This window comes from Acinetobacter sp. CWB-G5 (assembly GCF_019209785.1).
In the GTDB taxonomy this organism is placed as follows: Bacteria; Pseudomonadota; Gammaproteobacteria; order Pseudomonadales; family Moraxellaceae; genus Acinetobacter; species Acinetobacter johnsonii.
In genome coordinates this window covers 69,929-82,903 of the sequence record NZ_JAHUTF010000007.1, presented here as the reverse complement: position 1 = coordinate 82,903, position 12,975 = coordinate 69,929, and the positions used below count along the sequence as shown (strand labels likewise).

The window sequence follows — 12,975 nt, the reverse complement described above, 5'->3', positions numbered from 1 at the left end:
ACTTATGATTCAATGCTCTAGAGACAACAATATAAGCTACTGACAGCACTTTCATGACTAAATTTTATTTAGCTTAGCTATTTTTGAAATACATCATTTCTTACATTTATGACGTCATCATTTGTCAAAATGATCAATAGACATCCATCATAAAATGCATATACTAGTAAGACCATTTTCTAAACATATGGAGAACAAAAATGGTTACTGCTGGCGAAAAACCTGGAACAGGCTTCTATTTTTGTGTTCAATGCGGACACCGCGTCTACTTAGAAATTGGTACAGATCGTTTACCCCCGTGTACCAAATGCCAAGGCAATCAATTTAACAATAAGAATGCCTAAGCCAAAGATTTAACAGTTACCCACTGTTTTAAAGAAAAGCCCTATCACCCGATAGGGCTTTTTGCTAAGTTATAAAAAAGATAAGAACATCCAACTTAGGCCACATAGGAAAAGCACATGGAAACCATATTAGGACTTTGTATCGGTATTGGCTTAAGTGCGGCCTGTGGCTTTCGTGTCTTTGTCCCACTCTTGGTCATGAGCCTTGCATCTATTCTGGGTTGGTTCGAACCCATGCAAGGTTTTGAATGGTTAAGCATGCCATCGGTATGTATCGCCTTAGCTATTGCAACTGTCTGTGAAATCGCAGCCTATTACATACCATGGGTCGACAACGCTTTAGACACCATCGCAACGCCAGCCGCGATGGTCGCAGGAACACTCACCACTATGGCAGTCAGTAGCGGGGAAATGTCGCAGTTTGCCAGTTGGGCCGCTGCAATCATTGTCGGTGGCGGTACAGCAGGCGCCGTGCAAATGAGTACCGTTGCTGTCCGTGGGGTTTCAACCGCAACGACAGGCGGTGTTGCCAACCCACTGGTGTCTACAGTGGAGTGGGTCGGAGCCGTTTTACTGTCCGTGCTTTCACTACTGGTTCCAGTCTTGGTGGTGATTGTGGGCATTATTTTGGCGATCTGGGCCGTGCGTTGGTTTAAACATAAAAAACAAGAAAGTATCAGCACACCTTTATAGTCTCGGGCGTTTTATTTTGGCGTTGCTGGATCTCTAAATTTTAAAAATAAAGTGGCTAATTTTTCCTTATATGGGCATCAAATCCTCTATGTTGATATGACTTAAAGGCCAGTTTAACTTTTAAAATAATGATTGATTTTCATACGCTATCTGTTTAATTTTATAAATACATACTTTTTGTATGGCTTTGTTTGTAGTTGAACTTTATAAAAATTATTCGGGGAACTGTAAATGATAAAATTTATTGTAAATGAACAGCCTAGTGAAAAAGGCATCCATCATATTCATAATGCATCCTTAGGCTGTGCAGACTTACCCAGCTCGGAGGATCAAATTCTGATTGGTTATTTTGCCAATTATCAGCTGGCTTATAAACGGGCAAGAATGAACTGGCCCAGAGAAAAAGTCGAAGGTTGTGACAAGTGTTGTTTCAAATAATCAAAAACAAAAAAGCTCTGCAAATTATGCAGAGCTTTTCATTGTTAGATATGGATGCTCTATTTTTTAAGCATTACAACATTAATGAATTTCAATTCGGGTCGTGACCTTAATTTTTCGACACTCTCGGTCAGCTTCGACTAAAGCGCGAATTTTAAAGTCAGAAAATCGAACCATTCTGTTTTGCATAGCAAACTGTTCAGGTGTTTTAATTTCTAAGCACTGAAAAGGACGCAGGTTTTTTAGAATGTGCTTCTGTTTTTCTGTCATATTCTGTGTCGATAAGTACACATAGCCTTTGGTGGTTTTTAACAACACTTCATTTGGCTGTGTTTCAGTTGAGCTGGTGACTTTGACGATATGTGTTTTTAACACTTTGCATGCACTGAGGGAAAGCGCAAGGCATAGCATCAATAGGGTAGTTTTGGTTTTCATGATGAAACGTATTTGAATGGTCTTTCGTTACTTTAGCTGAAAGTTTTCAACGGCAGCAACCAAAATATGACACTGACACAGTCATCTGTTTTTAATTGTAGAGCATTCTACAAATAGGCTTCTGATAAATGCTAAGCTGAAGCACAGATGCCAAAATTAAGCATTCGTTAGCGCGCTCTTTTCCCTACTTTATTTAAAAAAATTAACAAAACTATGAAAAATCAGTTCATTCAAACTTCTCTAATGTTCGCTGCAATGTTGGGTATCTCCGCCAATCTGTGTGCTGAAAACTTAAGCGCAGAGGACGTTCAGCGACAAAAAGCCACCAGCCAGTATAATGCTTACCTTCCGACAAAATATACGGTGTTTGAGGTCCTGCAAGGGGACTTAAACAAAGATGGCTTAAAAGATGTGGTTTTAATCATCAAAGGTACAGATCCGAAACAGTGGGTCACCGATGAATACCGCGGAAAACTAGACCGCAACCGCCGTGGTGTGATTGTGCTGTTGAATACCAAAGGGCACTACCAAAAAGTCGTTCAGAACTTGTCACTGTTTTCTTCAGAAAATGAAGATGGCGGTGTGTACTTTGCGCCTGAGTTGGTGTCCTCTATCGAAAAAGGCCTGTTAAAACTACATTATGCCCATGGCCGTTATGGATATTGGGCCTATCAGTTCCGTTTAGAGGGGCGTGATATGCGCTTGATTGGCTATGACAGCTCCGATAATTTCGGCCCTTATGTGAACAGCGAAACCAGTGTCAATTTTCTCACCGCTAAGAAGCTGGTCAGAGAAAATCTCAACAAAGACCCGGATAGTGACCCTAAATTTAAAGAAACATGGAGCAAAGTGAATGTTGCTCCGCTGTATTTGAGCAAAATTCAAGACATCGATGATCTGAGTTTTGAATAGTATTGGCTTAGTTTTTGCTAACTTATATTTCAAAAATGCACTTTTATGAGTGACGTGAGTCTGAGGCAGCAGTCACATGACTGCTTGATCATGTATAGGGGAAAGCGATGGAAAGTAAAGAACTGGCCTTGAGTGTTGAAGAGAAACCTAAGCTGAGTACAGCTGCCCATTTGATGGCAGGCTGGCCTTTGTTTTTAGTGATGATTGGTGGTGCAATCGGTGGAGCCTTAGCTGTGGTTGCGTATGTAATTAACCGAAAAATCTATTTGTCTCAGCTGAGTAATCTGCAGAAAGTTTTAGCTAACTTACTCTGTGGTATGTCCGCGATCAGTTTGTGGTGGTTTATTGCAACGTGGCTGCAAGGTTATATGGGGACTTAAGCATTCTGAAATTATGGTGTTGTAAAAAAAATGATAGAAGCCTGTTTTTATGCGATGAAATAGATGATTCAAGTGTCATTATGAATGTTTTTATCAAATCTAGTTGTGTTTAGGGAAATATTTTTCATCATTGCTTGAAATCAGCCAATCTTCGGAAATTCATCCCGCACCAATTTGCTTAATATAGCGTTTAAGGGCACAGGAATCGAAAAGAGTAGTTTGCGACTCGTTATCTATCAGATCAGCGTCGTACTTACCCACAAGGTCTCGATTCGGCTTAGGACGCTATAGATTATCCATTTATAGGCAAAAGTTTAGAACTTACCCAGTTTTAATCGTTGAAGTTATCTCCTGATCCCTAGAAACAACATGATAAAAACAACACGATAAAAGACACGTCCATTCAAATATTTTCTTCCATTTTAAGCATCTATATTGCCCCGAATTTATCCAAATATTTGCTCTAACTGTGCCAAAACAAATTGGCGCTTTGGTTTGCGAAAACGGCTTTAAAAAAATTGCGATTTGATAACATTGGAACGCTTAGAGTTCTGCTATAACCATTAAAAGTCTGATAAAAAATATGGAACAACAATGAAAATATATGTCACCAGCATCATGGTCGATAGCCAAGAAAAAGCCTGTCAGTTTTATACAGAAAAACTCGGTTTTAAAATCAAACATGATGTACCTGTGGGTGATTATCGTTGGCTAACCTTGGTTTCACCCGAAAGTCCAGAGGGTGTTGAACTGCTATTGGAGCCTGATGCACATCCCGCGGCACAGCCGTTTAAAGCTGCAATTAAAGCAGACCTGATTCCCTATACTTCTTTTCAAGTGGATGACCTTGATGCGGAATATGAGCGACTCAAAAACTTAGGGGTGCGCTTTACCAGTGAACCGATGCGGGCCGGAAAAGTCAAAGTTGCAGTCTTTGATGATACCTGTGGGAATCTCATTCAGTTGATGCAGGTCTGTGCAGGAAGTTGATTTTCTCATCTGTGATGCAGTAAAGAAATAAAATCCTGAGAAAAGCGCTTTTATGTGAGAAAAAAATCACAAATACGCTGCATTTGGGAAAATATTTTTTAGATAACCTGAAAGCCAAGATTTTTTTCCAAAAATAGCCAAAAAGACTTTATCTTCGGGAAACAATCCCGCCCTTGGATTGTTAAATTATATCTCAAGGGTGTGACGGGATCGAAAAGAGTAGCATGCTACCAGTGGCGCAAAACGCGTGAGTAGTACTTACCCAAAAGGTCTTGATTCGGCTTAGGACGCTATAAATCAAAAGTTTATAGGCTATAAGATCATCACTTACAAAGTTATGATAGTTGAAGTAAACAACATGTTTTCCCAGACACCCTAAAAAATTTGAACTCGAATAAAATATAAATCAAAAAAATAAATTTTAATATTTCCCACGAAAATCGAAAAATCCTGCTGTTGTAGTTTCACTTACATCATTTAATTTTAAGTTTTCAATCTAATCAGCGCTGCTAAAAAGCTGGTTTTATATGGAGTGATGGACGCCTAAGATTAAGGCTGTTTTCCATATTTGGTGAATGATTGACAGCAGAAACACAGCTTGCTATTTTTCGCGCTCGCTTTTGTATGCTGTTATTCCTATGGCTCTAAATGACAACTTTATATATTCACCGCCCCAAGAAGACTTGGTGATCGTTTATGAAGACGATGATTTGGTGGTGATTGAAAAGCCTGCGGGCTTGTTGTCTGTACCGGGGCGTTTACCAGAACACCAAGACAGTGCCTATTTACGGGTTTTAGCCCAGTATCCACATGCCAAAATTACCCATCGTTTAGATATGGCGACCTCGGGGATTTTAATGTTTGCCAAGCACCGCGATGCCGAAGTCGCCGTCAGCAAAATGTTCCAAGCCCGCACGGTGGACAAACACTATATTGCTTTAGTTCAAGGCCAGTTGGATGCCGAAGGCAGTGTTGAAGTACCCCTGATTACTGACTGGGAAAATCGACCACGGCAGATCGTGCACTTTGAGTTGGGCAAACCTGCAAAAACACTTTATCAAGCACTTAGCTATGATACTGAGACCGATATTACGCGAGTTTTACTGACCCCGATTACGGGGCGCTCACATCAGCTTCGTGTGCATATGCAATATATTGGACATCCAATTACAGGGGATAAGTTATATCACCCTGAGCCGACACGAAGTCCATTAAAACGTATGGCTTTACATGCCAGTTTTCTAGCCTTTCAGCAGCCTTTAAGTGGACAATCGGTCGCGATTCATGGAAGTGTGCCATTTTAACTGTGTCACACTTTATTCATATTCTGAGAAATACTTAAAATTTGGGATATCGGGCAGTTTAAAAAACCGTTAGCGTAAGTTGTGTAAGTGCAGTTTTATCCAGTGTGCTTATCTTTGTTGAAATTAACATTTGAGTTTGGCTTTTTAGCCATGATCACGACTGATTGAAATTGAATGAAAATAGGTTTGTCTGTTCCAAGGCTTACTGTTCGAGTTTCATGTGTTCTTACAGCGGAGTCTTTAAAAGAAAAATGACGTTCCCGTAGGGAGATAGGCCATGCTTTATGTATTCGCTGTCATTCTTGTCCTGCTGTGTGCGGTTATATGCTGGCAAAAAATACACAGCCTTGCCCAAAAAAAGAAGATTGAATCCTTAGAAATCAATTTAGAGCGCAGTCGAAACAGTTTAGAAGTTTATGAACAGCAGCAAAGTGAATTACAACACCGGCTGACCAGTTTAAGAATTGAGCTTGGAACGCTCAGACAACGCAACGAAACTTTGAGTCCTTACCAAGAAATTATTGATGTCGAACACTATGTCATTGAACGGCACAACCAAGTGGAATTGTTTGCTGAAACGGTCAAATTTGATGCTGAACAGATGCTCAAACAATGTCGGCAGCGCATCGAAAAAGTACATCACTTCTTAACAGAGTATGAGCGTAAGGCCAAAGAAATGAGCATGCTGCGCGCCAGAGAAAAACTGGGTGCTTTTTTTCACATGGCTGAAGAACGACAACATCTGGCTGAAATATCGAAGGCTCTACACCATAAAATTGAAACCTACAGCCAGAGTTATCAACTGCCTTCGGAGCAGTTATTAGATGAACTCATCGAAGGCTATGGGAAAACAGATGCGGCCTGTCATCTACTGAAAGTTCGGCAACAGGTGATTCGTGCGGTTGAGCAAAACGACGTTGTGAACTGCGCCTTTATGGATGAGAATCGGCGATTATCGATGATGGTTTTGGTTTCACAGTTATTTAATACGAAAGTAGACTTTTATTTACAACGTGTGAGCAAAGACAATCTTGGCCTTTTGATTCAAGCTTTGCAGGATGATTTTATCCTGATCAATCACTATGGTGTGGCTTTCGGTCATACTCAGATACAAGAGAGTTATCTGGCTTTACGCTTAGAAGAACTTAAATTTGCAGCCTTATTAGAAAACTTAAAAAGCAGTGATTTACAGTTTCAAGCGGACATTTTAGTTGAAGATCGGGTTTTACACTAACACGGCAAAGCCAGCGTGAAATAAAGTCTAAACAACCTTCGAAAAATCAGATGTAACTGCTATAAAAATGAGCAAAATATGCTATGTTGAAGTCACTATTTTGTCACTTGCCAACGATATATTGGCTAAAAAGATAACAAGGACATACGCATGACACGTGATTATGAATTATATCCAGATGATGATAACGGAAATGTACTTTGGCAAATGGCTGAGGATGGCGACGACCTATCTGAACCGCATGAAATAGAATATTCGATTGCCTTTCAAGAGCAGTCACAAGCAGAAAAGTGTGCGTTGTATTTATTACAAGAAGAGCAAAAAATCACTTTGTTTGTCGATGAAGAAAGCGACGTATCTGAGTGGATTATTACCATCTATGTGTATATGGAACCTGAGTATTCAGACATTGTTGACTTAGAACAATGGTTTACTAAAATTGCAGAACAGTTTGGTGGTGAATATGACGGCTGGGGCTGTATGGCCTATGTCTATGACGACGAAGATGATGAGGACTATGAGCAAGGTCAAGCTTAAGAAATGGTCAAAGTTAAAGCATGTTGAAAAACATGCTTTTTTTGTTGGTGGGTAGAAAAAGACAGCAGGTCACGTTTGGCTTGTCTAAAAATATGCACAAAAAAAATACAGTATGTGGGTTTGAGCGTTTTAAACTAAATCTGAATATTTGAAAAGAACGAGAAAAATCATGTCAAATAGTGTTCAATTACACCGCGTATTTAGTGCACCCGTCGAGCGCGTCTATCGTGCTTTTACCACTGCAGATGCATTAGTGAAATGGATGGCACCACATGGCTTTACCGCACATGTCGATCAGTTCGATCTGCGTGAAGGTGGTCAATATCGCATGTTTTTTACCAACTTCACTACAGGCATGCAGCATTCGTTTCATGGCACTTATCATGAAATCGTTGAAAACAGTTTATTACGCTATACCGATGAGTTCGATGTACCTGAACTAGCAGGAAAAATTGAAGTGCGTGTTGAGTTTAAAGAAGTATCTGTCGGTACAGAGGTTCATATTACGCAGTCTGGTTTACCCGATGTGATTCCTGTCGATGGTTGTTATTTGGGTTGGCAAGAGTCGTTGCAACTCTTAGCTTTTTTAGTGAATCCAGACATTCCTGATGAATAGTGCATTGTCATCGTTGAACAATAGAATAAGTTGCACCATAGATTTAAAAGGAGTTTTGCATGCCAATACGCATGAAGCGGATTTATGCACCTGTCGAGGCAGAGGATGGCAAACGGATTTTGGTCGATCGGTTGTGGCCACGAGGGGTCTCAAAACTTGAGGCCAAAATAGATGAATGGCCAAAAATTCTCACACCATCCAATGAACTACGGAAATGGTATCACCAAGACATGGTGGCACACTGGGATGAGTTTAAATTCCGTTATATGAAAGAACTGGAAGCACATCCCGCCGAGTTGAATGATTTGTGCCAACTGGCAGTGCGTGAGCAGATCACGTTACTCACCGCAGCCAAAGAAGAACAGCATAACCATGTGGTGATTTTGAAGCAGTGTTTGGAACAAAAGTAAGTGTTGAGCTGATGCTATCACAGGGAAAATTTATATTTTCCTAGGCTTTATTTTATTCATCCCGTGACAAGGCTAAAGCCTTAAAATAAATAGGTGATTCGCATCGTTTTTGTCTGAAAAATGCTATATTGGCGCTTTGAGCAATGTGAATTGCTTATTTTTTTATTTTTGAGGTTTTTATGTCTTTACCCAACTGCCCAAAATGCCAGTCCGAATATACCTATGAAGATGGTGACTTGCTGATCTGCCCTGAATGTTCAAACGAATGGAAAGAGGGAGAAGCAACTGAAGAAGTCGTAGCAATCAAAGATGCCAACGGCAACTTACTTGCTGACGGTGACACGGTAACGGTGATTAAAGATTTAAAAATTAAAGGTTCGTCATCGGTGGTGAAAGTCGGAACCAAAGTGAAAAATATTCGTTTACTGCCAGATGCCGCAGATGGCCATGACATTGACTGTAAGATTGACGGGGTCGGTGCGATGAAACTGAAATCTGAGTATGTGAAAAAAGCCTAATCCGTTGAGTTTGCAGTTGGAGATTAAAACGGAGTCAATTAGACTCCGTTTTTGTTTTTTAGCCATTTTGAAAAGATATTAAGCGTTGAAACACCAGCACAGCATGCTATAAAGATAAAAACCTGTTGAAGAATACGCTATGCCACATATCCACCTTGAATATTCAGACAATATCGACACCCTTGAAGTTAAGCCGATGTTATTGGCTCTAAACCAAGCTTTGTTGGATGGTCAGTTTGTACAATCGGGCAACGACATCAAAAGTCGTGCTATTCGACAGTCCGATTTTGTGATTGGGGTAGAAGGTGATGCACAGGCTTATTTGCATGCCAAAGTGTCTTTATTAAGCGGACGAGATGAAGCCACCAAGTGTGCCATTTCGAGCCAATTACTCCAAACATTGCAGCAAAACTTTATAGCGCCTCAGGATTTAACGGTACAAATTTGTGTAGAAATTATTGAAATGCCAAAAAGCAGTTATAGCAAATTGGTATTAAAAGCATAAAATGATGAAGGGTTCCAAACCGTTTATTGGGCCGATATCGCGTGTCATTTAAATGGTTTGTGGCTGTCATGCGTTATTCATATAGCGCTGTTATTTTAAAAAAATAAAATTTGGGCTGGTAGTAAATGCACTTTTTTTTATAAAAGAAGTCATTTATATTTTATGAAATTGGATGTTTTTTTATTCAGTTTTTGTGAATCTACAATCACTTTAAAATAACAATAGGTGAGCTTATGTCAGGATGGTACGAAGTAAGTCAGGCAAATGATGGCCAATATCGCTTTGTTTTAAAAGCGGGAAATGGCGAGGTCATTTTGACCAGTGAACTGTATAAAGCAAAAGCGTCAGCACATAATGGAATTGAGTCGGTACAAAAAAATAGCCCCGATGATACGCGTTATGAACGCTTAGAAGCCAAAAATGGCAAACCTTATTTTAACTTAAAGGCTGCCAATCATCAGATTATTGGTACCAGTCAGTTTTATGCCAGTGAGCAATCCCGAGATAAAGGCATTGAATCGGTCAAAAACAATGGTTCAAGTACCACAATTAAGGATTTGACGACTTAAGATCAGATTACATATTTTGCTTGTTTTAAGAATTAAAGAAAACCGCGTGTTTGCTATGGATGGCGCACGCGTTTTTTTATGCGGTTTGATTTGTAGTGTGGGAGTGTGATGTGGATTTTCGATTAGTTGGAGATGAGCATGCAGGGCATGAAATTATCTTCAAACTCAAACAATGGGATGATGCCATTTGTAAAATGGATGTACAAAATATCATTCGTCTTTGTCAGAGTGATGTCAGCTTGTTTGATATTGGGTTTGAGCTGCAAGGTGTGCAAGCCTATCAAGAATTGTGGAGACGATATGCCCCATTTTTTCAGGGGGAAATCAAAGTGTTTAGGCGTAACATCAATATTTTTAGTCGTGACGGTTTAGCTTTTTTACATTGTTATTCTAAACTAGATCATGCCAGTGGTATTGCAACTCCAGAGATTCCTTGGTGCAGAATCACCCTATGTTTTCAAAAAACGGCAGGTGAGTGGTTGGTTGCCCATCAGCATATTTCGGTGCCTGTGGACTTTGAAACTAAAATGTCAAAGCCGATTTATTTTCCAGACTGAGTTCGACTAAAGCTTTGGCTTGGGCACAGATCGAGCCACCTCAGTTTTAGTGAGTTATGTTTTAATGACAACATGAACAACTTAAGAATAAGGTATCTATGGCATTTCAAGACTTTTACCGACTGAGTTCTCATGCGGTGCTAACCAATGATGCAGGACAGGTTTTATTACTGAAAGCCAATTATGCCGATCAGGCTTGGGGGCTGCCCGGTGGAGCATTGGATATGGGAGAAACCATTCATCAGGCTTTACTACGTGAGTGCCAAGAAGAACTCGGTTGTCAGGTTCAGATCGATTATTTATCGGGGGTGTACTTTCATTCGGCAGTGACCTCGCATGCCTTTATTTTTAGGTGCCATTTGACTGCATCTGCTGAGATCAGGCTCAGTGATGAACATACGGCTTATGCTTGGTTTGATTTAGATCAGCTGTCGAAGGTACAACGGATTCGCGTTGAAGATTGTTTAAATTACACAGGTATCGTGCAAAGCCGAAGTTTTTGAGTGCAAGATTAAGATTCCTCTGAAGTGGAGTGAGTGCATATGTTGAATAATAAGATCATAAAACGAAATAGTCCCATTATTGGTGTGTTGCTGATGAGTGCCTTGAGCCAGTTGACTCATGCTGAAACAGGTAACTATTTTATGCATAAAGACTGGGAGCTTGCCTGTGATAATACGGGCATGTGCCGTGCGGTGGGATATCAAAGTGATGCTCAGTTTGGTCATCCAGTTTCATTACTGATTTCTCGTCCTGCAGGTTCAGGCAGCGCGGTGCTCACCCAAGTTCAAGTGGCTGAGGAGTTTACGCAGGATACTGAAGCCAGTTTAAATGTAGGAGGAACATCTCTGGGGAGCCTGACCATCGATGCCAAGAAAAGTACCGCGAAACTGTCCAGTGCTCAAAGTGCGCAGTTGCTAAAGGCTTTGGTGGGTGCGGAAGATATTCGTCTCACGACCCAAGCACAGCAATGGCAAATTTCAACTGCTGGGGCAAATGCAGTTTTGCTCAAAATGGATGATATACAAAAGCGTGTAAATACACCGAACGCGGTATATCAAAAAGGCAATCAGTCTGAGCAAAATGTTTTACAACCCAAAGCCATCCCCAAAATTGGTATTACGGGATATCGACCTACGGTTGCCAGTCATTTTGCCGTGGACAGTAAAAATGCCCATCAACTCTTTAAAAAGTTAAAAGTGAAAACAGATGAACAAGACTGTCCAAATCTATATGAAGCACGGTTTTTTGAGGAAGATCGGGTTTCAGTCTATCCGCTGAATGCGGAACAAGTGGTGGTTCAAGTGCCATGCTGGCGTGGGGCGTACAATGAAGGTCTAGGCTACTGGGTTATGGACAAAGCATTACAAAAGATTCAGCAGCAAGTCACCACATCAGGCTCAAGTTTTAGTGAGGCGCAAATTTTCTCAGAACAAAAAGGGCGGGGTATCGCTGACTGTGGTATTCGTTCCGAGTGGGCTTGGAATGGAAAGGCTTTTGTCCTCAGTTATCAGGCACAATCGCAGCAATGTAAAGGCTTTGCAGGTGGTGCGTGGAACTTACCCACTTATGTCGCGATCGTTGCGCGAACGGATTAAGTCGCGCTTGCGTTTAGTTTAAGAATAATGTCATCCAGCGGCTTTATACGTTTGACTTCATCCCAGAGGGCTTTGGCTTCTGGATAGTGTTTAGACATCATGCCCAACCATTGCTTATAACGTCCGACCATATTCATTTCCTTCTTATACCCGCCGTTTAAGAAACGGATTTGTAAGGTCAGTAGCTCATTCCATGTCAGCAAAGGTGTGTCGATATTTTGACGAATACATTGGGTCAAATCGGGTGTGGTCACGGCACCACGTCCAATCATCAAATCTTCACAGCCAGACTCTAAGCGACACTGTTTCGCATCTGCATTGTTCCAAATTTCTCCATTGGCAATCACATTGATTTTCAATGCTTCACGAATCGGGCGGAGCTGATCCCAAAAAGCGGGTGGGGTATAGCCATCGGCTTTGGTACGCGCATGCACGGTAACCCATGCTGCACCTGCATCTTCAATGGCATGAGCATTGTCCAGCATATAATGTCTGTCCATATAGCCTAAGCGCATTTTTGCAGAAACAGGAATATGTGCAGGAACCGCATCACGTACTGCTTTGACCAGTTCATGCACCACTTCTGGCTCATCTAAAAGCACCGAGCCACCACGGTGACGGTTCACGGTTTTGGCTGGACAGCCAAAGTTCATATCAATGGCAGGCGCACCGAGTTTCACTGCACGGATGGCATTGGCAGCCAACATTTCAGGGTCATTGCCCAAAAACTGCACATGCACGGGTGTTCCTGCAGCCGTTTTTCCGCCATTGAGTAATTCAGGGCAATACTGGTGGTAAATATGATCGGGTAACACCGAATTGGTCACACGGATAAACTCGGTCACACACCAGTCGAAGCTACCTACAGACGTGAGAACATCACGCATGATTGGGTCGGTTAAGCCTTCCATTGGTGCAAGAATGAGTTTCACAGC

The 12,975-nt window shown here is 41.1% G+C and carries 19 protein-coding genes; 17 read left to right on the top strand and 2 right to left on the bottom strand.

Translation table 11 applies throughout. The features are described from left to right. Positions 1-200: 200 nt before the first annotated feature. The 3 genes from KVY11_RS12030 to KVY11_RS12020 all read left to right on the top strand — a co-directional run bounded on the left by KVY11_RS12030 (position 201) and on the right by KVY11_RS12020 (position 1,475). The gene (locus KVY11_RS12030; RefSeq protein ID WP_004695201.1) at positions 201-344 is read left to right on the top strand and encodes a zinc ribbon-containing protein; all 144 of its coding nucleotides are present in this window, start codon (positions 201-203) and stop codon (positions 342-344) included. 117 nt (positions 345-461) lie between these two features. Further along, the gene (locus KVY11_RS12025) at positions 462-1,037 is read left to right on the top strand and encodes a DUF4126 domain-containing protein (protein WP_218289075.1); all 576 of its coding nucleotides are present in this window, start codon (positions 462-464) and stop codon (positions 1,035-1,037) included. A gap of 231 nt (positions 1,038-1,268) precedes the next feature. Beyond that, positions 1,269-1,475 (top strand): hypothetical protein, encoded by a 207-nt coding sequence (locus KVY11_RS12020; RefSeq protein WP_218289074.1) that lies wholly within the window; start codon positions 1,269-1,271, stop codon positions 1,473-1,475. An 81-nt stretch (positions 1,476-1,556) separates the two neighbouring features. Here the strand turns inward: KVY11_RS12020 and KVY11_RS12015 are convergent, their stop codons facing one another. Beyond that, entirely contained in the window at positions 1,557-1,910 is a 354-nt protein-coding gene (locus tag KVY11_RS12015) for a hypothetical protein (protein WP_218289073.1), read from the bottom strand. A 213-nt stretch (positions 1,911-2,123) separates the two neighbouring features. On the opposite strand from KVY11_RS12015, the gene KVY11_RS12010 reads away from it, so the two are divergent. The 14 genes from KVY11_RS12010 (at position 2,124) to KVY11_RS11945 (ending at position 12,040) form a co-directional block, all read left to right on the top strand. Next, positions 2,124-2,822: a hypothetical protein gene (locus KVY11_RS12010; protein WP_218289072.1), complete on the top strand. Its 699-nt coding sequence runs from the start codon at positions 2,124-2,126 to the stop codon at positions 2,820-2,822. Between the two features lie 107 nt (positions 2,823-2,929). After that, on the top strand, positions 2,930-3,202 hold the full coding sequence (locus tag KVY11_RS12005) for a hypothetical protein (protein ID WP_168158250.1): 273 nt from the start codon (positions 2,930-2,932) through the stop codon (positions 3,200-3,202). Between the two features lie 594 nt (positions 3,203-3,796). Then, entirely contained in the window at positions 3,797-4,192 is a 396-nt protein-coding gene (locus KVY11_RS12000) for a VOC family protein (RefSeq protein ID WP_168158249.1), read from the top strand. Between the two features lie 638 nt (positions 4,193-4,830). Continuing rightward, a complete protein-coding gene (locus tag KVY11_RS11995; protein WP_004983068.1) occupies positions 4,831-5,496 on the top strand; it encodes an RluA family pseudouridine synthase in 666 nt (221 codons plus the stop codon). Positions 5,497-5,773: 277 nt separating this feature from the next. Beyond that, entirely contained in the window at positions 5,774-6,730 is a 957-nt protein-coding gene (locus KVY11_RS11990) for a DUF5660 family protein (protein ID WP_218289071.1), read from the top strand. Between the two features lie 150 nt (positions 6,731-6,880). Further along, a complete protein-coding gene (locus KVY11_RS11985; protein WP_004695219.1) occupies positions 6,881-7,267 on the top strand; it encodes a ribonuclease E inhibitor RraB in 387 nt (128 codons plus the stop codon). Positions 7,268-7,436: 169 nt separating this feature from the next. Then, the gene (locus KVY11_RS11980) at positions 7,437-7,883 is read left to right on the top strand and encodes an SRPBCC family protein (protein WP_218289070.1); all 447 of its coding nucleotides are present in this window, start codon (positions 7,437-7,439) and stop codon (positions 7,881-7,883) included. Between the two features lie 59 nt (positions 7,884-7,942). Then, positions 7,943-8,293: a DUF488 domain-containing protein gene (locus tag KVY11_RS11975; protein ID WP_218289069.1), complete on the top strand. Its 351-nt coding sequence runs from the start codon at positions 7,943-7,945 to the stop codon at positions 8,291-8,293. A gap of 179 nt (positions 8,294-8,472) precedes the next feature. Further along, on the top strand, positions 8,473-8,811 hold the full coding sequence (locus KVY11_RS11970; protein ID WP_004695225.1) for a zinc ribbon domain-containing protein YjdM: 339 nt from the start codon (positions 8,473-8,475) through the stop codon (positions 8,809-8,811). 139 nt (positions 8,812-8,950) lie between these two features. Continuing rightward, on the top strand, positions 8,951-9,316 hold the full coding sequence (locus KVY11_RS11965) for a 5-carboxymethyl-2-hydroxymuconate Delta-isomerase (RefSeq protein WP_218289068.1): 366 nt from the start codon (positions 8,951-8,953) through the stop codon (positions 9,314-9,316). A 233-nt stretch (positions 9,317-9,549) separates the two neighbouring features. After that, a complete protein-coding gene (locus tag KVY11_RS11960; RefSeq protein WP_004695228.1) occupies positions 9,550-9,885 on the top strand; it encodes a YegP family protein in 336 nt (111 codons plus the stop codon). A 110-nt stretch (positions 9,886-9,995) separates the two neighbouring features. Next, positions 9,996-10,442 (top strand): nuclear transport factor 2 family protein, encoded by a 447-nt coding sequence (locus KVY11_RS11955; protein WP_218289067.1) that lies wholly within the window; start codon positions 9,996-9,998, stop codon positions 10,440-10,442. Positions 10,443-10,540: 98 nt separating this feature from the next. Further along, the gene (locus tag KVY11_RS11950; RefSeq protein WP_218289066.1) at positions 10,541-10,945 is read left to right on the top strand and encodes an NUDIX hydrolase; all 405 of its coding nucleotides are present in this window, start codon (positions 10,541-10,543) and stop codon (positions 10,943-10,945) included. Positions 10,946-10,984: 39 nt separating this feature from the next. Further along, positions 10,985-12,040, top strand: coding sequence for a DUF1176 domain-containing protein (locus KVY11_RS11945; protein ID WP_218289065.1), 1,056 nt, complete (start codon positions 10,985-10,987; stop codon positions 12,038-12,040). Here the strand turns inward: KVY11_RS11945 and KVY11_RS11940 are convergent. Beyond that, positions 12,037-12,972: a tRNA-dihydrouridine synthase gene (locus tag KVY11_RS11940; RefSeq protein WP_201952309.1), complete on the bottom strand. Its 936-nt coding sequence runs from the start codon at positions 12,970-12,972 to the stop codon at positions 12,037-12,039. The genes KVY11_RS11945 and KVY11_RS11940 overlap by 4 nt on opposite strands. Positions 12,973-12,975: the final 3 nt, after the last annotated feature.

Bases quoted from the DNA above. Each gene is read 5' to 3' on its own strand.
- KVY11_RS12030 (WP_004695201.1), top strand. From the start codon at position 201: ATGGTTACTGCTGGCGAAAAACCTGGAACAGGCTTCTATTTTTGTGTT.
- KVY11_RS12025 (WP_218289075.1), top strand. From the start codon at position 462: ATGGAAACCATATTAGGACTTTGTATCGGTATTGGCTTAAGTGCGGCC.
- KVY11_RS12020 (WP_218289074.1), top strand. From the start codon at position 1,269: ATGATAAAATTTATTGTAAATGAACAGCCTAGTGAAAAAGGCATCCAT.
- KVY11_RS12015 (WP_218289073.1), bottom strand. From the start codon at position 1,910: ATGAAAACCAAAACTACCCTATTGATGCTATGCCTTGCGCTTTCCCTC.
- KVY11_RS12010 (WP_218289072.1), top strand. From the start codon at position 2,124: ATGAAAAATCAGTTCATTCAAACTTCTCTAATGTTCGCTGCAATGTTG.
- KVY11_RS12005 (WP_168158250.1), top strand. From the start codon at position 2,930: ATGGAAAGTAAAGAACTGGCCTTGAGTGTTGAAGAGAAACCTAAGCTG.
- KVY11_RS12000 (WP_168158249.1), top strand. From the start codon at position 3,797: ATGAAAATATATGTCACCAGCATCATGGTCGATAGCCAAGAAAAAGCC.
- KVY11_RS11995 (WP_004983068.1), top strand. From the start codon at position 4,831: ATGGCTCTAAATGACAACTTTATATATTCACCGCCCCAAGAAGACTTG.
- KVY11_RS11990 (WP_218289071.1), top strand. From the start codon at position 5,774: ATGCTTTATGTATTCGCTGTCATTCTTGTCCTGCTGTGTGCGGTTATA.
- KVY11_RS11985 (WP_004695219.1), top strand. From the start codon at position 6,881: ATGACACGTGATTATGAATTATATCCAGATGATGATAACGGAAATGTA.
- KVY11_RS11980 (WP_218289070.1), top strand. From the start codon at position 7,437: ATGTCAAATAGTGTTCAATTACACCGCGTATTTAGTGCACCCGTCGAG.
- KVY11_RS11975 (WP_218289069.1), top strand. From the start codon at position 7,943: ATGCCAATACGCATGAAGCGGATTTATGCACCTGTCGAGGCAGAGGAT.
- KVY11_RS11970 (WP_004695225.1), top strand. From the start codon at position 8,473: ATGTCTTTACCCAACTGCCCAAAATGCCAGTCCGAATATACCTATGAA.
- KVY11_RS11965 (WP_218289068.1), top strand. From the start codon at position 8,951: ATGCCACATATCCACCTTGAATATTCAGACAATATCGACACCCTTGAA.
- KVY11_RS11960 (WP_004695228.1), top strand. From the start codon at position 9,550: ATGTCAGGATGGTACGAAGTAAGTCAGGCAAATGATGGCCAATATCGC.
- KVY11_RS11950 (WP_218289066.1), top strand. From the start codon at position 10,541: ATGGCATTTCAAGACTTTTACCGACTGAGTTCTCATGCGGTGCTAACC.
- KVY11_RS11945 (WP_218289065.1), top strand. From the start codon at position 10,985: ATGTTGAATAATAAGATCATAAAACGAAATAGTCCCATTATTGGTGTG.